A 20,093-nucleotide genomic window follows, 5' to 3' on the forward strand; every position below is an offset into this window, starting at 1 on the left:
GCTCCGTTCGCTGCGCTCACTCCACAGTCACCGACTTGGCGAGGTTACGCGGCTGGTCCACCTCGTTGCCGCGCGCCGTCGCCAGTTCGCACGCGAACACCTGCAGCGGCACGGTGGCCACGAGCGGCTGGAGCAGCGTCGGAGTGGCCGGGATGCGGATGAGGTGGTCGGCGTACGGGACCACCGCCTCGTCCCCCTCCTCGGCGATGACGATGGTCCGCGCCCCGCGCGCCCGGATCTCCTGGATGTTGGACACGATCTTGTCGTGCAGCACCGAGCGCCCGCGCGGCGACGGTACGACGACCACGACCGGCAGGTCCTTCTCGATCAGCGCGATCGGCCCGTGCTTGAGCTCGCCCGCCGCGAAGCCCTCGGCGTGCATGTACGCCAGCTCCTTGAGCTTGAGCGCACCCTCCAGCGCCACCGGGTAGCCGACGTGCCGCCCCAGGAACAGCACGGTGTTCTTGTCGGCGAGCGACCGCGCCAGCTCCCGTACCGGTTCCATGGTCTCCAGTACGGTGTCCACCGCCGCGGCGATGTCCGACAGCTCCCTGATCACGGAGCGGATCTCGTCGCCCCACTTCGTGCCCCGGACCTGCCCGAGGTAGAGGGCGACCAGGTAGCAGGCCACGAGCTGCGTCAGGAACGCCTTGGTCGAGGCGACGGCCACCTCGGGTCCGGCGTGCGTGTACAGCACGGCGTCCGACTCGCGCGGGATCGTCGAGCCGTTCGTGTTGCAGACGGCCAGCACCTTGGCGCCCTGCTCGCGCGCGTGGCGCAGCGCCATCAGGGTGTCCATCGTCTCGCCGGACTGCGAGATCGCGATCACCAGCGTCCGCTGGTCCAGGATCGGGTCGCGGTAGCGGAACTCGCTGGCCAGCTCCGTCTCGCAGGGGATGCGGGTCCAGTGTTCGATGGCCAGCTTCGCGATCATGCCCGCGTGGTACGCCGTACCGCACGCGACGATCACGACCTTGTCGACCTCGCGCAGCACCGAGTCGGGGATGCGCACCTCGTCGAGGGTCAGCAGGCCGTTCGCGTCGATCCGGCCCAGCAGGGTGTCGGCTACGGCCTTCGGCTGCTCGGCGATCTCCTTGAGCATGAAGTAGTCGTAGCCGCCCTTCTCGGCCGCCGAGGCGTCCCAGTCCACGTGGTACGCCCGCACGTCCGCGGCCGTGCCGTCGAAGTTGGTCACCGTGACCCCGTCGCGGCGCAGCTCGACGACCTGGTCCTGGCCCAGCTCGATCGCGGACCGGGTGTGCGCGATGAAGGCGGCCACGTCCGAGGCGAGGAAGTTCTCGCCCTCCCCGACTCCCACCACGAGCGGGGAGTTCCGGCGCGCGCCGACCACCACGTCCGGCTCGTCGGCGTGCACGGCGACCAGGGTGAAGGCCCCGTCGAGCCGTCGGCAGACCTGCCGCATCGCTTCCGCCAGGTCCCCGCCGGCGCCCTCGAACCGCTCGGCCAGAAGGTGCGCCACGACCTCGGTGTCCGTCTCGGACTCCAGCCGGTGCCCGCGCTCGGCGAGCTCGGCCCGCAGCGCGGCGAAGTTCTCGATGATCCCGTTGTGCACGACGGCCACGCGCCCCGAATTGTCGAGGTGCGGGTGGGCGTTGACGTCGGTGGGCCCCCCATGGGTGGCCCACCGGGTGTGTCCGAGCCCCGTGGAACCGGCCGGCAGCGGGTGCCCGACCAGCTCCTTCTCCAGATTGACCAGCTTGCCGGCCTTCTTGACGGCGGCGAGTTCCCCGTCGGCGAGCACGGCTACACCCGCCGAGTCGTAGCCGCGGTACTCCAGCCGCTTGAGTCCGGCAATGACCACATCGAGCGCCGACTGCGCTCCCACGTAACCCACGATTCCGCACATAAGCCGCAGGGTACGCCGTAGTTGGCTCCGCGCCCGGTACCTGAACCGGACGAAAAAACCGCCCCGGCGCATTCGCCGGGGCGGGGTGGACGCGTGCGTGAACGGGCACGCCGGACGAGTCGTCAGGCGAGCTTCTTGACCTGCGCCGCGACGACGGCCGTCGGCTGCTCGGCGGTACCGGTCAGGCTGATGGCGGAGAAGGTGGCGAGGGTGTTGCCCTGGCGCACGACCACGAGCTGCGTCGTGAACGGCGAGCCGTCCGCGTCACCCACGACCGTGTAGGCGAGCGCCTCGTCCCCACCGGTCACGGGGGTACCGGCGGCGACCTTGGTGACCTTGCCCGTTTCGCCGTCCTGAGTGGCCGTGTAGCCGGCGGCGCACGCCGCACCCGCGCTCTTGAGCGAGGCGAAGGCCTCCGCCGCGCCCGTGCCCTCGAACGACTCCAGGGTGACGGCGGTGGCGGTCGAGCCGAGGGCCTGCATCGCGGCCTTCGCCTTCTCCTCGGGGCTCGCGTCCGCGGCCGCCTCCTTCGGCTTGCCCACGGCCTTGACCCGCGCGGTGCCGGTGCCGGCGCCCTGCGCGGCCATGGACTGCGCCTTGACCAGCGGGACGCACGCGGGCTTGTCACTGGTGGCCCCGGCGCCGGCCTTGGCCTCCTCGGGGGTGGCGCCCTTGAGGACGTGGTCCGGCAGGTCCGCCTGCGCCACGAGCAGGCCGGCGAGCTCGGCGTCCGTCTTCGCCTTCGCCTGCGCGGCGGGCGCCGCCGGAGCGGACGCGGACGGCTTGGTGTCGTCCTTCGCGTCGGTCGTGCCGGAGCTGCCGCACGCAGTGGCGAGCAGCGCCAGGGACAGGGCCGAAGCGGACAGGACGGTACGGCGGACGAGTGCGGTACGCACGGTGTTTCCCCCCACGGGACGATCAGCGAATGGGCAGCACGCGGCTGCGCCCCCGAAAGAGGGGCGCCCTCCAGAGCTGCGGTGATCAACACCGTAAGGGGACTCCGGCACGGCCGCCGCTCCATTACTCGCGCGCCGCACGCATCGTGACCCCGCCGATACCGCAGATCCCTCCAATCGAGACCGCTCCCCGTACAACCCACTCACCCCGGGCCATAAGACCCCACTCCACGTGACCGACCACACCACCCACGGCGGCCCGTCACCCGTGACAATGGCCCTGTGATCTCTTCGCCGCCACGAAGCACGCCGGACCGCGCAACGGAGCGCCCCGACGGACCTGAGGACCCTATGCGGGCCCAGCAGGCCCGGCACCCCGAGCACGCCGCGCATCCCACGCGCCGCCGGGGCCACGAGGCCTCCCCGTACGTAGACCTCACCCGTGCGGAGTGGAGCGCCCTGCGCGAGCGGACCCCGCTCCCGCTGACGGCCGACGAGGTCGAGCAGCTGCGCGGACTGGGCGATGTCATCGACCTCGACGAGGTGCGCGACGTCTACCTGCCGCTCTCCCGCCTGCTGAACCTGTACGTCGGCGCCACCAGCAATCTGCGCGGCACCCTCAACACCTTCCTCGGCGACGCCGGCAACGGCCACGGCGCGCAGCAGGGCACCCCCTTCGTCATAGGGGTCGCCGGCTCGGTCGCCGTGGGCAAGTCCACGGTGGCCCGCCTCCTCCAGGCGCTGCTGGCCCGCTGGCCGGAGCACCCGCGCGTGGAGCTGGTCACCACCGACGGCTTCCTGTACCCGATGAAAGAGCTGGAGCGGCGCGGGCTGACCGCCCGCAAGGGGTTCCCGGAGTCCTACGACCGCCGGGCGCTGACCCGTTTCGTCGCCGACATCAAGGCGGGCAAGGACGAGGTCAAGGCCCCCGTCTACTCCCACCTGATCTACGACATCGTCCCCGGCGAGGAGCTCGTCGTACGCCGTCCCGACATCCTGATCGTCGAGGGGCTCAACGTCCTGCAGCCCGCCATGCCCGGCAAGGACGGCCGCACCCGGGTCGGTCTCGCCGACTACTTCGACTTCAGCGTGTACGTGGACGCCCGCCCCGAGGACATCGAGCGCTGGTACCTCAACCGGTTCCGCAAGCTCCGCGAGACGGCGTTCCAGAACCCCTTCTCCTACTTCCGCAAGTACACCCAGGTCTCCGAGGAGGAGGCGCTGGAGTACGCGCAGACGATGTGGCGGACCATCAACAAGCCCAACCTGCTGGAGAACGTGGCACCGACCCGCGGCCGCGCCACCCTCGTCGTCCGCAAGGGCCCGGACCACAAGGTGCAGAAGCTGAGTCTGCGCAAGCTCTGAGCGCCACGGGAAACCAGTGGCCGCGGGAAGCTAGGGTGCGGCCATGCTGCATCTACGGATGATCGTTCCGTCGGACCGGACCGACGCCGTGGTCCGGATCGTCGAGGGGACGGTCGGCACCACCCATCTGGCCGTGCTGCCCGGCGCCGCCCGCATCCCCCCGGGCGACATCGTGCTGTGCGACGTCGCGCGCGAGGCGGGCGACGAGCTCCTGAGCGAGCTCCGGGACCTCGGCATCGACAAGGACGGGTCGATCGCGGTCGAGAACATCGACCTGTCCCTCTCGGACCGTGCCGACCGGGCCGAGGAGGAGGCTCCGGGCGAGGCGGCCGACGCCGTCCTGTGGGAGCAGCTGAGCGAGGCGACGCACGAGGAGTCCACCCTCACCATCACCTACAGCGCCTTCATGATCATCGCGACGATGATCGCGGCCTGCGGCGTGGTCCTCGACAACGCCATCCTCATCGTGGGCGCGATGGCGGTCGGCCCGGAGTTCGGGCCCCTCGCGGGCGTCTGCACCGCCCTGGTGCAGCGCGCCCCCAAGCCGGCCGCCCGCTCGCTGATCGCCCTGCTGGTGGGCTTCGCCGCCGCGATGGTCGCGACCACCGTCTTCACCCTGGTCATGGACGCACTCGGCCTGTTCCACCCCGAAATGCTCGACAAGCCCCGCCCCAACACCAGCTTCATCTGGCAGCCGGACCTGTTCTCGTTCGTCGTGGCTCTGCTCGCCGGCGTGGCCGGGGTGCTCTCCCTGACCTCGGCGAAGTCCGGCGCACTGGTCGGGGTCGCGATCTCGGTGACCACGGTGCCGGCGGCCGCCAACGCGGCCGTGGCCCTCGGCTACGGCGAGTTCGGCCAGATGTGGGGCTCGATGGAGCAGCTGCTGCTGAACCTCTTCGGCATCATGCTGGCCGGCGTCCTGACCCTGCTCTGCCAGAAGCTCCTGTGGCGCACCCAGCGGGGCCGCTGGAGGCGGCGGACGCCGGCCAAAGCCTGAGCCCCCGTACGAGAACGGCCCCGCGCTACGAAGGTTCGTAGCGCGGGGCCGCTGTCGTCACGGGAGGGCGGACCTAGCCGAGCGCCGACTTCACGACGTCCGCGAGGCGCCCCGCGACCGAGCGGGCCTGCTCGATGTCGGCGGCCTCCACCATGACGCGCACGAGGGGCTCCGTGCCCGACGGACGCAGCAGTACGCGCCCGGTCGTGCCCAGCTCCCGCTCCGCGTCGGCGACGGCCGCGGCCAGCTCGCCCGAGGTGGTGACCCGCGACCTGTCCACGTCGGGGACGTTGACCAGCACCTGCGGCAGCCGCGTCATGACCCCGGTCAGCTCCGCCAGCGGCGTGCCGGTGGCCGCGATCCGGGCCGCCAGCATCAGGCCGGTCAGGGTGCCGTCACCGGTGGTGGCGTGGTCGAGGATGATCACGTGGCCGGACTGCTCGCCGCCCAGCGCGTACCCGTGCTCCTTCATCGACTCCAGGACGTACCGGTCGCCGACGCCGGTCTGCACGACGTTGATGCCCTCGGACTCCATGGCCAGCTTGAAGCCCAGGTTCGACATCACGGTGGCGACGACGGTGTCCTCGCGCAGGTGCCCGGACTCGCGCATCGCCAGCGCCAGCACCGCGAGGATCTGGTCCCCGTCGACCTCCTCGCCGTTCGCGTCCACGGCGAGGCAGCGGTCGGCGTCCCCGTCGTGCGCGATGCCGAGGTCGGCGCCGTGCTCGACGACGGCCTGCTTCAGCAGACCGAGGTGGGTGGAGCCGCAGCCGTCGTTGATGTTCAGGCCGTCGGGCTCGGCACCGATGGTGACGATCTCCGCGCCGGCCCGGGTGAAGGCCTCGGGCGAGACGTAGGCGGCCGCGCCGTGCGCCTCGTCCAGGACGACCTTGAGGCCGTCGAGACGGTTGGGCAGGACACCCATGAGGTGGGCGACGTACTTGTCGAAGCCCTCGGTGTAGTCGGAGACGCGGCCGACGCCGCCGCCCGTCGGGCGGTCCCAGGGAGCACCCGTGCGGTGGTCCTCGTAGACCGCCTCGATCCGGTCCTCCAGCTCGTCGGCGAGCTTGTGACCGCCGCGCGCGAAGAACTTGATGCCGTTGTCGGGCATGGCGTTGTGGCTGGCCGAAAGCATGACGCCGAGGTCGGCGCCCAGCGCACCGGTGAGATACGCCACCGCCGGGGTGGGCAGCACACCGACGCGCAGGACGTCCACGCCCGCGCTCGCGAGGCCGGCGACGACTGCGGCCTCCAGGAACTCGCCCGAGGCCCGGGGGTCCCGGCCCACCACCGCGGTGGCCCGGTGACCAGCGAAGGTCCCGGCCTCGGCCAGTACGTGCGCGGCCGCCACGGAGAGGCCGAGCGCGAGCTCGGCCGTCAGATCCGCGTTGGCAACGCCTCGTACACCGTCCGTCCCGAAGAGTCGTCCCACTGTTGTCCTCCCGAGTTCACACTTCGCTATGAGCAGTTGTGCCAATTATTTGCCGCTTTTGGCGGTAAACGAACCGCCCCGGCAGCACAGAGAGTGCTGCCGGGGCGGATTCGTGCTGAACAGCAGGCGAGATTAACGCTTGCTGTACTGCGGAGCCTTACGGGCCTTCTTGAGACCGGCCTTCTTGCGCTCGACCGCACGGTCGTCACGGGAGAGGAAGCCGGCCTTCTTCAGCGCCGGGCGGTTGTTGTCCACGTCCGCCTCGTTCAGCGCACGGGCCACACCGAGGCGCAGGGCGCCGGCCTGGCCGGACACGCCGCCACCCGAGATGCGGGCGATGACGTCGTAGCGGTTGTCGAGCTCGAGCAGCTTGAACGGCTCGTTGACTTCCTGCTGGTGCACCTTGTTGGGGAAGTAGTCCTCAAGGGTGCGACCGTTGATCTTCCACTTGCCGGTGCCCGGAACGATCCGGACGCGGGCGATGGCGTTCTTGCGACGGCCCAGGCCGGCGGCCGGCTGGGGGTCACCGAAGCGACCGGCAAGGGACTCGGACGTGTAGTCACCCTCGACTACGTCCGCAGTCTCGGTGGTGTACTCCTCGACGTTGCCCTCGAACTCTTCGACGGGGGTCGTCTCGGCGGTGGTCTCGGCCACGATGCTCCTCAGAAGTTTCTTGTCTTAGGGGGTGTGGTGGCCGGAACTACTGCGCGACCTGGGTGATCTCGAACGGCACCGGCTGCTGGGCAGCGTGGGGGTGCACATCGCCCGAGTAGACCTTCAGCTTCGAGAGCATCTGACGGCCCAGGGTGTTCTTGGGGATCATGCCCTTGATGGCCTTCTCGACGGCCTTCTCCGGGTTGTTCGCCAGGAGGTCGTCGTAGCGGACCGAACGCAGACCACCCGGGAAACCGGAGTGGCGGTACGCCATCTTCTGGGTCGCCTTGTTGCCGGACAGGTGAACCTTGTCGGCGTTGATGATGATGACGAAGTCGCCCATGTCCATGTGGGGGGCGTAAGTCGGCTTGTGCTTACCCCGCAGGAGGGTAGCGGCCTGGGTCGCCAGACGGCCGAGGACAACGTCCTGGGCGTCGATGACGTGCCACTGGCGCGAGATGTCGCCGGGCTTGGGGCTGAACGTACGCACGCGTATGCCTTCGCTTCTTCAGTGGTGGGTCATCCCCGGGGGGTGAGCCCGAGGGACGGGTCCTGACATGGGTCACCACGGACGATCACGACAGCCCTGGTTCACATCGGAGACGCAACCCGTGTGTACCGCTGGTCATCGGCCCGGTGGACCGGCGTAAGGCAAATTCACGTGAGAATGAGCAAGCCAATACGCATAACGAACCAGCAGGGTACCCCTGAAGACCTGGAAGGGTCAAAACGCGGTCCGCGATCCCGTCTGCACGGGGGTCGCGGCGCACTCCGGTTCGGTCCTGGGTGGGGACCCCGTAGTTCGTACGAGTTCCAGAGTAACCCGGATCGGGCGCAGTGCTCGACGCGCCAGCAGTCCGGCGAGCGCGCACAGGGTCACCATGTCCCTGAATGCCCGCCTCTTGGCCTCGAACTCCGAGGGCCACGGGATGCCCGCGGTCTGGGGCACCAGGGCCACCCAGAACCAGGGCGAGCGCGGCATCGAACCAGGCCGCACCCCCGATGCCAGCAGCAGCGGGAGCACCACGATCAGGTAGTGGTCGAAGGAGGGCCGGGACACCAGGAATGCGGCGAGCATCACCATGCAGGCCGTCTCCACCAGCCTGAGCTCGCCCGCGTCACCGTCCGCCTCGACCGGCCTGCGCCAGCGCCGCCAGGTCGCCCACAGCCCGCACCCGGCCCCCGCGAAGGCCAGCGCCACCGCCAGCGGCGCCGGCACCCCCAGCCGGGGCAGCGCGGCGATCGGCGAGGCGTCCCAGGGCAGCGCGTAGGAATCCTGGCCCTGCAGCAGGAAGGGCAGGGTCTTGGTGAAGAACAGCATCGGGTGCGGCATCATCAGCGCCCCCGCCAGCGACAGCCCCACCGGCACGCCCACCGCCAGGGCCAGCCCCCGCCACTGCCGTGCCAGCAGGAAGAGCAGCCCGACCGGCACCAGCATCGGCTTGCACGCGATGGCGAGTCCCACGACCAGCCCGGCCGCGGCCCAGTGCTTGCGGTGTGCCAGCAGCAGCGCCACCGGCAGGGCGGCGGCCGAGATGGCCGTCCAGTTCCCGATCAGCACGAGGTTGATGTACGGCTTGTAGGCCAGCGCGAACAGCCCGAAGCCGCCGACCGCGAGCCGCGAGCGCACCGGTACGGAAAACAGCCGCAGCGAGGCCCACCAGCCGAGCCCGACGAGCCCGGTCATCCCCAGCGGCAGCACGCAGCGCAGCAGCGGCGCCGGCAGCAGGGCCTCGGGAATCGCCATGATCACGGCGCTGGGCAGGTAGAGGAACCGCTTGTCCTCGTACGGGGACACCCCGGCGAGCAGCGCGTCGGCCGCCTTGACCACGAAGGCGTTGTCCGAGCCCCAGTTGACCCGCAGGCTCGCCGAGACGGCCACCGACAGCAGGATGACCAGCCCCACGAACCGCCAGGACCGGGGGGCCGGCCGCAGCAGCCAGGCCACCCCCCGGTCCCAGGAGGACGGGCTGTCCCACTTCATGACCCAGACACTCGGCCGCAGCCCCACAACGAAGTCCCCTCGACCCAAGCCGGGGGTGGTCTCCCCCTAGCGCTTCCGCTCGACCCTACGTTCGTCCCAGACGGGTTCCGTAGTCTCTCGCACAACACCGTCTGAACCGAAGACCAGGTAACGGTCAAATGTGCGGGCGAACCACCGGTCGTGCGTGACGCACAGCACAGTGCCGTCGTACGCCTCCAGCCCGTCCTGCAGCGCCTCCGCCGACTCCAGGTCGAGGTTGTCCGTGGGCTCGTCGAGCAGCAGCGCCGTGGTCCCCGCCAGCTCCAGCAGCAGGATCTGGAAACGCGCCTGCTGGCCGCCCGAGAGCCGCTCGAAGGCCTGCTCTCCCTGGCGCTCCAGCTCGTAGCGGCGCAGCGCGCCCATCGCCTGGCCGAGCGGCTTCGCCGCCTCCGTCCACAGGATGTCGACGAGGGTGCGGCCGAACAGCTCCGGGTGGGCGTGGGTCTGCGCGAAGTGGCCGGGGACCACGCGGGCGCCGAGCTTCCACGTACCCGTGTGCTTGACGTCCTCCCCCGCCATCAGGCGCAGGAAGTGAGACTTTCCGGAGCCGTTCGAGCCCAGGACCGCGACCCGCTCCCCGTAGAAGACCTCCAGGGAGAAGGGCTTCATCAGACCGGTGAGCTCCAGGTTCTCCACCGTGAGCGCGCGCACGCCCGTACGGCCGCCCTTGAGCCGCATCTTGATGTCCTGCTCGCGCGGCGGCTCGGGCGGCGGACCGGCCTCCTCGAACTTCTTGAACCGGGTCTGCATCGCGTGGTACCGCGAGGCCATGTCCGGGCTGATCGCCGCCTGGCCGCGCAGTCGCAGCACCAGGGCCTTCAGCCGGGCGTGCTCCTCGTCCCAGCGCCGCTTGAGTTCCTCGAAGCGCGCGAAGCGCTCCTTGCGGGCGTCGTGGAAGGTGGCGAAGCCCGCGCCGTGCACCCAGACGTCCGAGCCGTTCGGGCTCGCCTCCAGGCTGATGATCTTCTCGGCGGACTGGGTCAGCAGCTCCCGGTCGTGGCTGACGAACAGCACCGTCTTGCGGGTGGCCGCCAGCTGCTCCTCCAGCCACCGCTTGCCCGGGACGTCCAGATAGTTGTCCGGCTCGTCGAGCAGCAGCACCTCGTCCGGCCCGCGCAGCAGCGCCTCCAGGACCAGCCGCTTCTGCTCACCGCCCGAGAGCGTGCGCACCTCGCGGAACTGCGCCGAGTCGTACGGGATCGCCAGCGCGGCCATCGTGCAGACGTCCCACAGCGTCTCCGCCTCGTACCCCTGCACGTCGGCCCAGTCGCTCAGCGCCTGCGCGTAGGCCATCTGGGCGGGCTCGTCGTCCACCGTGAGGATCAGCTGCTCGGCGCGGTCCACGGCCTTGGCGGCCTCCCGGATCCGCGGCTGTGCCACCGAGACCAGCAGGTCCCGTACGGTCGTCTCGTCGCGGACCGAGCCCACGAACTGCGACATCACGCCCAGCCCGCCGCTCACGGTGACCGAGCCGCCGTGCGGCTGGAGCTCACCGGAGATCATCTTCAGCAGCGTGGTCTTGCCGGCCCCGTTCGCCCCGACCAGGGCGACGACCGACCCCTCCCCCACCCGGAAGGAGACGTCGGGGAGCAGGACCCGCCCGTCGGGAAGGTAGTACTCCAGGTGGCTGGCTTCGAGATGTCCCATGCCGGGCATTGTCCAGGTCCGGCGCCGATCCGCCCAAACGGATTAGCCGGGTACGGGGAGGGGACGCGGCCTAGCAGCAGCCGGCTCCCGGCAGCGTCCGCAGGTTCCGTGCTTCCTTGCTCCGGGCGGCCAGCAGCTCGTCGGCGGGGTAGCCGACCTCCTCCAGCGTCAGCCCGTGCGGCTTGACCACGTGCACCGAGGAGTCCCGTACGGCCGCGGCCAGCACCTTCCCGGGCCAGTCGGTCGTCCGGTGGCCGTCGCCCACGTGCAGCAGGGCGCCGACCAGCGAGCGCACCATGTTGTGGCAGAAGGCGTCGGCGCGGACGGTCGCGGTGATGATGCCCTCCGCGTCCCGCTCCCAGCTGAGCTGCTGGAGCGTACGGATCGTCGTGGCCCCCTCGCGCTTCTTGCAGTACGCGGCGAAGTCGTGCTCCCCGACCAGAGCGGCTGCGGCCTCGTTCATGGCGTCCACGTCGAGCGGCCACTGGTACCAGAGCACGTGGCCGCGGCGCAGCGGGTCCACCCCGGCCTGGTGGTCGCCGACGCGGTAGGCGTAGCGGCGCCAGATCGCGGAGAACCGCGCGTTGAACCCGGCGGGGGCCTCGGCGGCCTTCCACACCCGTACGTCATGCGGCAGCCGCCCGGCGAGGCGGCGCAGCAGCTTGTCCCGGTGCTCGGCCCAGACCTCGTCCCGCACGTCGAACTGCGCGACCTGTCCGCGCGCGTGCACGCCCGCGTCGGTCCGGCCGGCCACGGTCAGCTCCACCGGGTCGGGCAGCCGCATCACGGTCTGCAGGGCAGACTCCAGCTCTCCCTGGACGGTCCGCAGCACGCGCTGCTTCGCCCAGCCGGAGAAGTCCTTGCCGTCGTAACTCAGGTCCAGCCTGACCCGGACGTGCCCGGGCTCCACCTCGTCACTCACGTGACAGATCCTCTCAGCTGCGTCTTCTGCACCCATGCAGAACGGGCCCGCCCCGGAAGGGGGCGGGCCCGTTCAGAGCCATTCAGCGTGATCCCGGAAGGGATCAGGCCTCCTTGGTCTCCTCGGCGGCGGGAGCCTCAGTGGCCTCCGCCTCCTTCACGGCGCGCTTGGTGGCGGCCTCGGCCTCACCAGTGGCCTGCTGGGCGACCGTGAGGGCCTCGACCAGCTCGATCACGGCCATCGGGGCGTTGTCGCCACGACGGTTGCCGATCTTGGTGATGCGCGTGTAACCACCGGGGCGGTTCTCGTAGCGCGGGGCGATCTCGGTGAACAGCGTGTGCACGATGCTCTTGTCCGTGATCGTCTGCAGCACCAGGCGACGGTTGTGGATGTCGCCCTTCTTGGCCTTGGTCACCAGACGCTCGGCGTAGGGACGCAGGCGACGGGCCTTGGCCTCGGTGGTGGTGATGCGGCCGTGCTCGAAGAGCGCCTTCGCGAGGTTCGCGAGGAGGTGCTTCTCGTGCGCGGCGCTGCCGCCCAGACGGGCACCCTTTGCGGGACGCGGCATGGTCATACTCCTTCATATCTGCACCGGCCGTGTCAGGTACCGGTGTCAGTTCCCCCGGGGCGGACGCCGCGGGAAAGTTCTACGGGTGGTGCTTAGTACTGCTCGGTCTCGACGAAACCGGCGTCCGCGTCGTCGTCGGCGCCGAACGCGTCGGCCGCGGCGGTCGGGTCGAATCCGGGCGGGCTGTCCTTGAGGGCCAGGCCCATGCCGGCCAGCTTCGCCTTGACCTCGTCGATCGACTTCGCACCGAAGTTGCGGATGTCGAGCAGGTCGGCCTCGGAGCGGGCGACGAGCTCACCCACGGAGTGGATGCCCTCGCGCTTGAGGCAGTTGTACGACCGAACGGTGAGCTCGAGCTCCTCGATCGGCAGGGCGAGATCGGCGGCCAGGGCCGCGTCCGTCGGCGAGGGGCCCATGTCGATGCCCTCGGCGTCGATGTTGAGCTCGCGGGCCAGACCGAACAGCTCGACCAGGGTCTTGCCGGCGGACGCCATGGCGTCGCGCGGGCGCATGGCCTGCTTGGTCTCGACGTCGACGATCAGCTTGTCGAAGTCGGTGCGCTGCTCGACTCGGGTCGCCTCGACCTTGTAGGTGACCTTGAGGACCGGGCTGTAGATGGAGTCGATCGGGATGCGACCGATCTCCTGGCCCAGCTGCTTGTTCTGGACGGCGGAGACGTAGCCGCGACCGCGCTCGACGGTCAGCTCCATCTCCAGCTTGCCCTTGCCGTTGAGCGTGGCGAGGACCAGGTCCGGGTTGTGCACCTCGACACCGGCCGGGGGCGCGATGTCGGCAGCGGTGACCAGGCCGGGACCCTGCTTGCGCAGGTACATCACGACCGGCTCGTCGTGCTCCGAGGAGACGACCAGCTGCTTGATGTTGAGGATGATGTCGGTGACGTCTTCCTTGACACCCGGCACGGTGGTGAACTCGTGCAGGACGCCGTCCACGCGGATGCTGGTGACAGCGGCACCCGGGATCGAGGACAGGAGCGTGCGGCGGAGCGAGTTGCCGAGGGTGTAGCCGAAGCCCGGCTCGAGCGGCTCGATCACGAACCGCGAGCGGTACTCGTCTACGACCTCTTCGGTCAGCGAGGGGCGCTGAGCGATAAGCATGTGGATTCCTTCATTCGTGGACGCCCACTATTTGACGCCCGACGGATCGCGGCCCGGGGGCCGCTGAGACTACGAACTACAAGGGTACGGGCGGTACGTCCCCCGCGAGGGGTTCGTACCGCCCGGACACTCAAAGACGCACAGGTGCGAAGCCTGAGCGCGCTTCGTCATACGCGGCGGCGCTGATCGCGCCGCCCCGGATCAGACGCGGCGACGCTTGGGCGGACGGCAGCCGTTGTGCGGGGTGGGGGTGACGTCCTGGATCGAGCCGACCTCCAGGCCAGTGGCCTGCAGGGAGCGGATCGCGGTCTCACGGCCGGAGCCGGGACCCTTGACGAAGACGTCGACCTTGCGCATGCCGTGCTCCTGCGCGCGACGGGCAGCCGACTCGGCGGCCATCTGCGCGGCGAAGGGGGTGGACTTGCGCGAGCCCTTGAAGCCGACGTGGCCGGCGGAGGCCCAGGAGATCACGTTGCCCGCGGGGTCCGTGATCGAAACGATGGTGTTGTTGAACGTGCTCTTGATGTGGGCGTGCCCATGAGCGACGTTCTTCTTTTCCTTGCGGCGCACCTTCTTGGCAGCGCCCTGACGACCCTTGGGGGGCATCTAAATCTCCTACGGGAGGTGGTCGGTCCTACAGCGCAAGACCGCTGAACAGGACTACTTCTTGCCCGGCTTCTTCTTACCGGCGATCGCGCGACGCGGACCCTTGCGGGTACGGGCGTTCGTGCTGGTGCGCTGACCGTGCACGGGCAGGCCACGACGGTGGCGAACACCCTGGTAGCACTGGATCTCGACCTTGCGACGGATGTCGGCCTGGATCTCGCGGCGGAGGTCACCCTCGGTGCGGAGGTTGGCGTCCACGTACTCGCGGATCTTGACCAGGTCCTCTTCGGCCAGGTCACGAACGCGGGTGTCGGGGTTCACACCGGTGGCCGCAAGGATTTCCTTGGACCGGGTGCGACCGACACCGAAGACGTAGGTAAGTGCGATCTCCACACGCTTTTCGCGCGGGATGTCAACACCGGAAACGCGTGCCATTCAATGGCTCCTGTGTGTTCGGGGGTCTTCCGCAGAACCGAACCCCGACCGCCGACCACACCTGCTGGGTGGTGGTACGCCCGGGTCCCCGGCCCCCGCCGGAGGTGCCGCCGGTCCTGGTCAGGACTGGGCGGGTTCTGCGTATGTACGTTTTCTTACGTCGCGCGAAGAACTGCGTAGTGCAGGTCGGTCGGCGTGCGTCAGCCCTGGCGCTGCTTGTGGCGCAGGTTGTCGCAGATGACCATGACCCGACCGTGACGGCGGATCACCTTGCACTTGTCGCAGATCTTCTTGACGCTCGGCTTGACCTTCATGTTGGTGAGGTTCTCCGGGTCAGTGCCACCACCCGCGCCGGGACAGGACGTCCGGACGGGAGTGAAAGCAAGATCTACTTGTATCGGTAGACGATCCGGCCACGCGTCAGGTCGTAGGGAGAGAGCTCCACGACAACCCGGTCATCAGGGAGGATGCGGATGTAGTGCATGCGCATCTTGCCGCTGATGTGCGCGAGGACCTTGTGACCGTTCTGGAGTTCCACCTTGAACATCGCGTTCGGGAGGGACTCGATCACGGTGCCCTCGATTTCGATGGCACCTTGCTTCTTGGCCACGCTTCGCCTTTCGAATCGGCTACCTTGATCAGCTCCCCGCCTTCGCATGAGGACATGCGGGTGCAAAGGAGCCGACGAGTCAGTCTACGTCAGGGCCTTCCGAAAGACGAATCCGGAAAGTGTGCCCTACAGGATAGATCATCAATCCTGCCCATACCGGTCGGCCCAACCGCTTGTGCGTCAGCCCAACGGGTCCGGCGCCGTCGTCACGCCGTACTCCGCCAGCTTCGCCTTGCCGCAGTCCGGGGAGGTCAGGACGATCGGTCCCTCCTCGGTCAGGGCGATGGAGTGCTCCCAGTGCGAGGACCAGGTGCCGTCCGTGGTGATGACCGTCCAGTCGTCCGCCAGGACCTCCGTCTGGGCGGTGCCCAGGGAGACCATCGGCTCGATCGCCAGGCACAGGCCCGGGACCAGCTTGATGCCCTTGCCCCGCTTGCGCGAGACGTAGTTCAGCAGGTGCGGGTCCATGTGCATCTCGGAACCGATGCCGTGGCCGCCGTAGTCCTCGATGATCCCGAACTTGCCGAGGCTGTGCTCACCCGTGGTCGGACGCGGCTGCCGCTTGATGTACGTCTCGATCGCCTTCGAGATGTCCACGAGGCGGTTGCCGAGCTTCATGGCGGCGATCCCGGCCCACATGGACTCCTCGGTCACCCGGGACAGCTCCACGAGCTCAGGAGCGTGTCCAGAGCCCACGAAGGCGGTGTACGCGGCGTCGCCGTGCCAGCCGTCGACGATCGCGCCGGCGTCGATCGAGATGATGTCGCCGTCCTTGAGGACCGTCTTGTCGTCGGGGATGCCGTGGACCACGACCTCGTTGACCGAGGTGCAGATGGTCGCGGGGAACCCGCCGTACCCGAGGAAGTTCGACGTGGCACCGGCGTCCGCGATGACCTTGCGGGCCACCATGTCCAGATCGCGTGTCGAGGCGCCGGGCACGGCCGCCTCACGGGTCGCCGCGTGGATCGCAGCGACGACCAGCCCCGCCTCACGCATCTTCGCGATCTGCTCGGGGGTCTTGATCTGGACCATGACGTACCTGCCACCTTCGGATTCGGGTCTTTCAACAGTACGGCCGCGGCGTCCATGGGACACCGCGGCCGGGGCTGCACTACAGGTGAACTGCTTCTGACTACTTCTTCAGGGCGTCCATCGCGCGCTGCGTGACGTCCTTGACCTCGCCGAGGGCGGGGATCGTCACGAGCAGGCCCTGGGCCTTGTAGAAGTCGATGATCGGCTCGGTCTGCGTGTGGTAGACGTCGAGGCGGTTGCGCACCGTGGCCTCGGAGTCGTCCTCACGCTGGTAGAGCTCGCCACCGCACGTGTCGCACACGCCTTCGGTCTTCGGCGCCGCGTAGTCCACGTGGAAGATGTGCTTGTTGTCCTTGCGGCAGGTGCGCCTCCCGGCGATCCGCTTCACGACCTCGTCCTCCTCGACCTCCAGGTCGAGGACGGCGTCGAGCTTGATGCCCTGCGCCTTGAGGATCTCGTCGAGCGCTTCGGCCTGAGAGACGTTGCGCGGGAAGCCGTCGAGCAGGAAGCCGTTCTCGGCGTCCGGCTGCTCCATGCGGTCCTTGGCCATGTCGATCGTGACCTGGTCGGGGACGAGGTCACCCTTCGACATGTAGGACTGCGCACGCTGGCCCAGCTCGGTCTTCTGGCTGATGTTGGCCCGGAACAAGTCGCCCGTGGAGATGTGCGGGATCGACAAGGTTTCGGCAAGCACAGTCGCCTGCGTTCCCTTGCCCGCGCCCGGCGGGCCGACGAGGACGATTCGCATCAGCGGAGGAACCCTTCGTAATTACGCTGCTGGAGCTGGCTCTCGATCTGCTTCACGGTTTCCAGACCCACACCCACGATGATCAGGATGCTCGTCCCGCCGAACGGGAAGTTCTGGTTCGCTCCGAAGCCGGCCAACGCCATCGTCGGCACAAGAGCGATCAGCCCCAGGTACAGCGACCCAGGCCACGTGATCCGGTTGAGTACGTAGCTCAGGTACTCGGCGGTGGGCCGGCCGGCGCGGATGCCCGGAATGAACCCACCATACTTCTTCATGTTGTCTGCAACTTCCTCGGGGTTGAACGAGATCGCCACGTAGAAGAACGCGAAGAAGACGATCAGGAGGAAGTAGGTCGCGATGTAGTACGGGTGGTCACCCTTGACGAAGTGCTTCTGGATCCAGGTGGCCCAGCCGGCGGTGGAACCGCTGAACTGCACGACCAGTGCCGGGATGTAGAGCAGCGACGAGGCGAAGATGACGGGGATGATGCCCGCCTGGTTCACCTTGAGCGGGATGTAGGTCGAGGTGCCGCCGTACGCACGGCGTCCGATCATGCGCTTCGCGTACTGGACCGGGATCCGGCGCTGCGCCTGCTCGACGAAGACCACCAGCCCCACCATCGCGAGACCGACCAGCATGACCACGCCGAACTCGACCCAGCCGTCCGCGATCTTGCCCTGCTCCTTGATGGCCCACAGGGATCCGATGAAGCCCGCGGCGATCGAGATGAACATCAGGATCGACATGCCGTTGCCGATGCCCCGGTCCGTGATGAGCTCACCGAGCCACATGACGACACAGGTACCGGCGGTCATGGTGAGCACCATGACGACGGTGGTGAAGATCGACCGGTCGGGAACGATCTGACTGGCGACCGAGCAGTTCTGGAAGAGGGCGCCGCTGCGGGCGGTGGCGACGAGGCCGGTGCCCTGCAGGATCGCCAGCGCGACCGTCAGATAGCGCGTGTACTGAGTGATCTTCGACGTGCCGGCCTGGCCCTCTTTCTTGAGGGTCTCCAGCTTCGGGATGACCACGGTCAGCAGCTGCAAGATGATGCTCGCCGTGATGTACGGCATGATGCCGAGCGCAAAGATCGTGATCTGCAGCAGCGCACCGCCACTGAACATGTTGACCAGACCGAAGAGCCCGCCGTTCTGGCCGGACGCCTGATCAACACAGATCTGGACGTTCGTATAGCTCACGCCGGGGACCGGCACGTGCGATCCGAGCCGGAACAGCACGATGATGCCGAGCGTGAAGAGCAGTTTCTTGCGCAGGTCGGGCGTCTTGAACGCCCGGGCGAACGCGGTTAGCACGGTGCCTCCTGCGACCCCCGCGCTACTGCGTCAGAGGTGACGGTCTGAGGGATCGACGAATGTGTACAAGCAAAGGTGCAGGCCACCTTACCGGCGTCTGCACCTCCCATGGAACGACCAACCGGGGATGCCCCATATGTGAGGCACCCCCGGTCGGGTTTCTAGCTATTTGTCACTGAGTTCGTCTTAGACGAGCTCGGTCACAGAGCCACCAGCGGCGGCAATCTTCTCCTTGGCGGAGCCGGAGACGGCGTCAACCGAAACCTGCAGCGCCACGGAGATCTCGCCCTGGCCCAGGACCTTGACGAGGCTGTTCTTGCGAACCGCGCCCTTGGCGACCAGGTCGGCCACCGTGACCTCTCCACCCTCGGGGTAGAGAGCGCCGAGCTTGTCCAGGTTCACGACCTGGAACTCGGTGCGGAACGGGTTCTTGAAGCCCTTGAGCTTCGGCAGACGCATGTGGAGGGGCATCTGCCCACCCTCGAAGCGCTGCGGGATCTGGTAGCGGGCCTTCTGGCCCTTCGTACCACGACCGGCCGTCTTACCCTTCGACGCCTCACCACGACCGACACGGGTCTTCGCGGTCTTGGCGCCGGGGGCGGGACGGAGGTTGTGGGCCTTCAGCGGGCTGCTCTCAGCCATGTTAGTCAACCTCCTCAACCGTCACGAGGTGGCGGACGGTGTGAACCATTCCGCGGAACTCGGGGCGGTCCTCCTTGACGACGACGTCGTTCAGGCGCTTGAGCCCGAGCGAACGCAGCGTGTCGCGGTGGTTCTGCTTGCTGCCGATGTACGACTTGATCTGCGTGACCTTGAGGCGAGCCATTACGCACCCGCCCCAGCACGTGCACGGAGCAGAGCCGCGGGAGCGACGTCCTCGAGGGGCAGACCACGGCGAGCCGCGATCTCCTCGGGACGCTGCAGGCCCTTGAGGGCCGCCACGGTCGCGTGCACGATGTTGATCGCGTTGGAAGAACCAAGCGACTTCGACAGGATGTCGTGAACGCCGGCGCACTCCAGAACGGCGCGCACCGGGCCACCGGCGATAACACCGGTACCGGGGGCGGCCGGCTTCAGCAGCACGACGCCCGCGGCACGCTCACCCGTGATCGGGTGAGGAATGGTGCCCTGGATGCGCGGAACCTTGAAGAAGGACTTCTTGGCTTCCTCGACACCCTTGGCAATGGCCGCGGGAACTTCCTTGGCCTTGCCGTAACCGACACCTACAGTGCCGTCACCGTCGCCCACCACGACCAGCGCGGTGAAGCTGAAGCGGCGACCACCCTTGACAACCTTGGCGACGCGGTTGATCGCGACAACGCGCTCAACGTAAGCGGTCTTCTCGGCGGCAGGGCCACCGTCGCGACCCTTCCGGTCCCGCCGCTCGCCGCCACCGGCACCGCTTCCGCGGCGCTGGGGTCCAGCCATTGGATTACCTCTCTCTGTTACGTCCGTGAGTCCCGGAAAACGGGGCTTAGAACTTCAGCCCGGCTTCGCGGGCGGCGTCAGCCAGAGCGGCAATGCGCCCGGCGTATCGGTTGCCACCGCGGTCGAACACGACGGTCTCGACACCCGCGGCCTTGGCACGCTCGGCGACGAGTGCGCCGACGGCCTGGGCCTGCGAGCTCTTGTCGCCTTCGCCACCGCGGATCGAAGCGTCCAGGGTCGACGCGGACGCCAGGGTGTGACCCTGGAGGTCGTCGATGACCTGAGCAACGATGTTGCGGTTGGAACGCGTCACGACGAGGCGCGGACGCTCCGCCGTACCCGAGACGTTCTTGCGGATGCGGATGTGGCGGCGGGCCTTGGCGGCACGCTTGTACGCGTCGCCCTTGGCGATCTTTACACCGTATGCCATGG

23 protein-coding genes are annotated in these 20,093 nt (G+C 68.5%); 2 read left to right on the top strand and 21 right to left on the bottom strand.

Annotated elements, in window-relative coordinates:
- Positions 1-16: 16 nt before the first annotated feature.
- Both glmS and ACFYM0_RS20740 read right to left on the bottom strand, forming a co-directional pair.
- Entirely contained in the window at positions 17-1,867 is a 1,851-nt protein-coding gene (gene glmS / locus ACFYM0_RS20735) for a glutamine--fructose-6-phosphate transaminase (isomerizing) (protein WP_388503366.1), read from the bottom strand.
- A 122-nt stretch (positions 1,868-1,989) separates the two neighbouring features.
- A complete protein-coding gene (locus tag ACFYM0_RS20740; RefSeq protein WP_388503368.1) occupies positions 1,990-2,763 on the bottom strand; it encodes a hypothetical protein in 774 nt (257 codons plus the stop codon).
- Between the two features lie 351 nt (positions 2,764-3,114).
- On the opposite strand from ACFYM0_RS20740, the gene coaA reads away from it, so the two are divergent.
- Both coaA and ACFYM0_RS20750 read left to right on the top strand, forming a co-directional pair.
- Positions 3,115-4,128: a type I pantothenate kinase gene (coaA, locus tag ACFYM0_RS20745; RefSeq protein WP_388503370.1), complete on the top strand. Its 1,014-nt coding sequence runs from the start codon at positions 3,115-3,117 to the stop codon at positions 4,126-4,128.
- 43 nt (positions 4,129-4,171) lie between these two features.
- A complete protein-coding gene (locus tag ACFYM0_RS20750) occupies positions 4,172-5,125 on the top strand; it encodes a DUF389 domain-containing protein (RefSeq protein ID WP_388503373.1) in 954 nt (317 codons plus the stop codon).
- Positions 5,126-5,198: 73 nt separating this feature from the next.
- On the opposite strand, the gene glmM is transcribed toward ACFYM0_RS20750, so the two are convergent.
- The 19 genes from glmM to rplR form a co-directional block, all read right to left on the bottom strand.
- The gene (gene glmM / locus ACFYM0_RS20755) at positions 5,199-6,557 is read right to left on the bottom strand and encodes a phosphoglucosamine mutase (RefSeq protein WP_388503376.1); all 1,359 of its coding nucleotides are present in this window, start codon (positions 6,555-6,557) and stop codon (positions 5,199-5,201) included.
- Between the two features lie 132 nt (positions 6,558-6,689).
- A complete protein-coding gene (gene rpsI / locus ACFYM0_RS20760; protein WP_243333386.1) occupies positions 6,690-7,211 on the bottom strand; it encodes a 30S ribosomal protein S9 in 522 nt (173 codons plus the stop codon).
- 46 nt (positions 7,212-7,257) lie between these two features.
- Positions 7,258-7,701 carry a 50S ribosomal protein L13 gene (rplM, locus tag ACFYM0_RS20765; RefSeq protein WP_112447734.1) on the bottom strand — a complete coding sequence of 148 codons (444 nt, stop codon included), beginning with the start codon at positions 7,699-7,701 and terminating at the stop codon, positions 7,258-7,260.
- 234 nt (positions 7,702-7,935) lie between these two features.
- Entirely contained in the window at positions 7,936-9,195 is a 1,260-nt protein-coding gene (locus ACFYM0_RS20770; RefSeq protein ID WP_388503379.1) for a glycosyltransferase family 87 protein, read from the bottom strand.
- A 66-nt stretch (positions 9,196-9,261) separates the two neighbouring features.
- Positions 9,262-10,881, bottom strand: a complete 1,620-nt coding sequence (locus ACFYM0_RS20775) for an ABC-F family ATP-binding cassette domain-containing protein (protein WP_388503382.1) — start codon at positions 10,879-10,881, stop codon at positions 9,262-9,264.
- Positions 10,882-10,951: 70 nt separating this feature from the next.
- A complete protein-coding gene (truA, locus tag ACFYM0_RS20780; RefSeq protein WP_327254489.1) occupies positions 10,952-11,803 on the bottom strand; it encodes a tRNA pseudouridine(38-40) synthase TruA in 852 nt (283 codons plus the stop codon).
- Between the two features lie 103 nt (positions 11,804-11,906).
- Entirely contained in the window at positions 11,907-12,371 is a 465-nt protein-coding gene (gene rplQ / locus ACFYM0_RS20785) for a 50S ribosomal protein L17 (RefSeq protein WP_069921530.1), read from the bottom strand.
- A gap of 92 nt (positions 12,372-12,463) precedes the next feature.
- On the bottom strand, positions 12,464-13,486 hold the full coding sequence (locus tag ACFYM0_RS20790) for a DNA-directed RNA polymerase subunit alpha (RefSeq protein ID WP_008739666.1): 1,023 nt from the start codon (positions 13,484-13,486) through the stop codon (positions 12,464-12,466).
- A gap of 201 nt (positions 13,487-13,687) precedes the next feature.
- On the bottom strand, positions 13,688-14,092 hold the full coding sequence (rpsK, locus tag ACFYM0_RS20795) for a 30S ribosomal protein S11 (RefSeq protein ID WP_006376016.1): 405 nt from the start codon (positions 14,090-14,092) through the stop codon (positions 13,688-13,690).
- 54 nt (positions 14,093-14,146) lie between these two features.
- Complete coding sequence (gene rpsM, locus ACFYM0_RS20800; RefSeq protein WP_053682609.1) at positions 14,147-14,527, bottom strand: 30S ribosomal protein S13; 381 nt, start codon at positions 14,525-14,527, stop codon at positions 14,147-14,149.
- Between the two features lie 200 nt (positions 14,528-14,727).
- A complete protein-coding gene (rpmJ, locus tag ACFYM0_RS20805; RefSeq protein WP_003956441.1) occupies positions 14,728-14,841 on the bottom strand; it encodes a 50S ribosomal protein L36 in 114 nt (37 codons plus the stop codon).
- A gap of 74 nt (positions 14,842-14,915) precedes the next feature.
- Positions 14,916-15,137 (bottom strand): translation initiation factor IF-1, encoded by a 222-nt coding sequence (infA, locus tag ACFYM0_RS20810; RefSeq protein ID WP_003956442.1) that lies wholly within the window; start codon positions 15,135-15,137, stop codon positions 14,916-14,918.
- 180 nt (positions 15,138-15,317) lie between these two features.
- On the bottom strand, positions 15,318-16,169 hold the full coding sequence (map, locus tag ACFYM0_RS20815) for a type I methionyl aminopeptidase (RefSeq protein WP_388503386.1): 852 nt from the start codon (positions 16,167-16,169) through the stop codon (positions 15,318-15,320).
- Between the two features lie 100 nt (positions 16,170-16,269).
- Positions 16,270-16,917, bottom strand: a complete 648-nt coding sequence (locus tag ACFYM0_RS20820) for an adenylate kinase (protein ID WP_388503389.1) — start codon at positions 16,915-16,917, stop codon at positions 16,270-16,272.
- Positions 16,917-18,233 carry a preprotein translocase subunit SecY gene (secY, locus tag ACFYM0_RS20825; RefSeq protein WP_243333373.1) on the bottom strand — a complete coding sequence of 439 codons (1,317 nt, stop codon included), beginning with the start codon at positions 18,231-18,233 and terminating at the stop codon, positions 16,917-16,919. Before secY ends, ACFYM0_RS20820 begins: the two co-directional genes overlap by 1 nt.
- Positions 18,234-18,419: 186 nt before the next feature.
- A complete protein-coding gene (gene rplO, locus ACFYM0_RS20830; protein ID WP_243333371.1) occupies positions 18,420-18,875 on the bottom strand; it encodes a 50S ribosomal protein L15 in 456 nt (151 codons plus the stop codon).
- Position 18,876: 1 nt separating this feature from the next.
- Positions 18,877-19,059: a 50S ribosomal protein L30 gene (gene rpmD, locus ACFYM0_RS20835; RefSeq protein WP_112447741.1), complete on the bottom strand. Its 183-nt coding sequence runs from the start codon at positions 19,057-19,059 to the stop codon at positions 18,877-18,879.
- On the bottom strand, positions 19,059-19,661 hold the full coding sequence (gene rpsE, locus ACFYM0_RS20840; RefSeq protein WP_008739695.1) for a 30S ribosomal protein S5: 603 nt from the start codon (positions 19,659-19,661) through the stop codon (positions 19,059-19,061). Before rpsE ends, rpmD begins: the two co-directional genes overlap by 1 nt.
- Positions 19,662-19,707: 46 nt before the next feature.
- Entirely contained in the window at positions 19,708-20,091 is a 384-nt protein-coding gene (gene rplR / locus ACFYM0_RS20845) for a 50S ribosomal protein L18 (RefSeq protein WP_030008471.1), read from the bottom strand.
- Positions 20,092-20,093 lie beyond the last annotated feature (2 nt).

The organism is Streptomyces sp. NPDC006487, from assembly GCF_042870555.1.
Classification (GTDB): domain Bacteria; phylum Actinomycetota; class Actinomycetes; order Streptomycetales; family Streptomycetaceae; genus Streptomyces.

Excerpts from the sequence above, each read along its gene's own strand:
- glmS (WP_388503366.1), bottom strand. The coding sequence starts at position 1,867 with ATGTGCGGAATCGTGGGTTACGTGGGAGCGCAGTCGGCGCTCGATGTG.
- coaA (WP_388503370.1), top strand. The coding sequence starts at position 3,115 with ATGCGGGCCCAGCAGGCCCGGCACCCCGAGCACGCCGCGCATCCCACG.
- ACFYM0_RS20750 (WP_388503373.1), top strand. The coding sequence starts at position 4,172 with ATGCTGCATCTACGGATGATCGTTCCGTCGGACCGGACCGACGCCGTG.
- ACFYM0_RS20770 (WP_388503379.1), bottom strand. The coding sequence starts at position 9,195 with ATGAAGTGGGACAGCCCGTCCTCCTGGGACCGGGGGGTGGCCTGGCTG.
- ACFYM0_RS20775 (WP_388503382.1), bottom strand. The coding sequence starts at position 10,881 with ATGGGACATCTCGAAGCCAGCCACCTGGAGTACTACCTTCCCGACGGG.
- rplQ (WP_069921530.1), bottom strand. The coding sequence starts at position 12,371 with ATGCCGCGTCCCGCAAAGGGTGCCCGTCTGGGCGGCAGCGCCGCGCAC.
- ACFYM0_RS20790 (WP_008739666.1), bottom strand. The coding sequence starts at position 13,486 with ATGCTTATCGCTCAGCGCCCCTCGCTGACCGAAGAGGTCGTAGACGAG.
- rpsK (WP_006376016.1), bottom strand. The coding sequence starts at position 14,092 with ATGCCCCCCAAGGGTCGTCAGGGCGCTGCCAAGAAGGTGCGCCGCAAG.
- rpsM (WP_053682609.1), bottom strand. The coding sequence starts at position 14,527 with ATGGCACGCGTTTCCGGTGTTGACATCCCGCGCGAAAAGCGTGTGGAG.
- rpmJ (WP_003956441.1), bottom strand. The coding sequence starts at position 14,841 with ATGAAGGTCAAGCCGAGCGTCAAGAAGATCTGCGACAAGTGCAAGGTG.
- map (WP_388503386.1), bottom strand. The coding sequence starts at position 16,169 with ATGGTCCAGATCAAGACCCCCGAGCAGATCGCGAAGATGCGTGAGGCG.
- ACFYM0_RS20820 (WP_388503389.1), bottom strand. The coding sequence starts at position 16,917 with ATGCGAATCGTCCTCGTCGGCCCGCCGGGCGCGGGCAAGGGAACGCAG.
- rplO (WP_243333371.1), bottom strand. The coding sequence starts at position 18,875 with ATGGCTGAGAGCAGCCCGCTGAAGGCCCACAACCTCCGTCCCGCCCCC.
- rpmD (WP_112447741.1), bottom strand. The coding sequence starts at position 19,059 with ATGGCTCGCCTCAAGGTCACGCAGATCAAGTCGTACATCGGCAGCAAG.
- rpsE (WP_008739695.1), bottom strand. The coding sequence starts at position 19,661 with ATGGCTGGACCCCAGCGCCGCGGAAGCGGTGCCGGTGGCGGCGAGCGG.
- rplR (WP_030008471.1), bottom strand. The coding sequence starts at position 20,091 with ATGGCATACGGTGTAAAGATCGCCAAGGGCGACGCGTACAAGCGTGCC.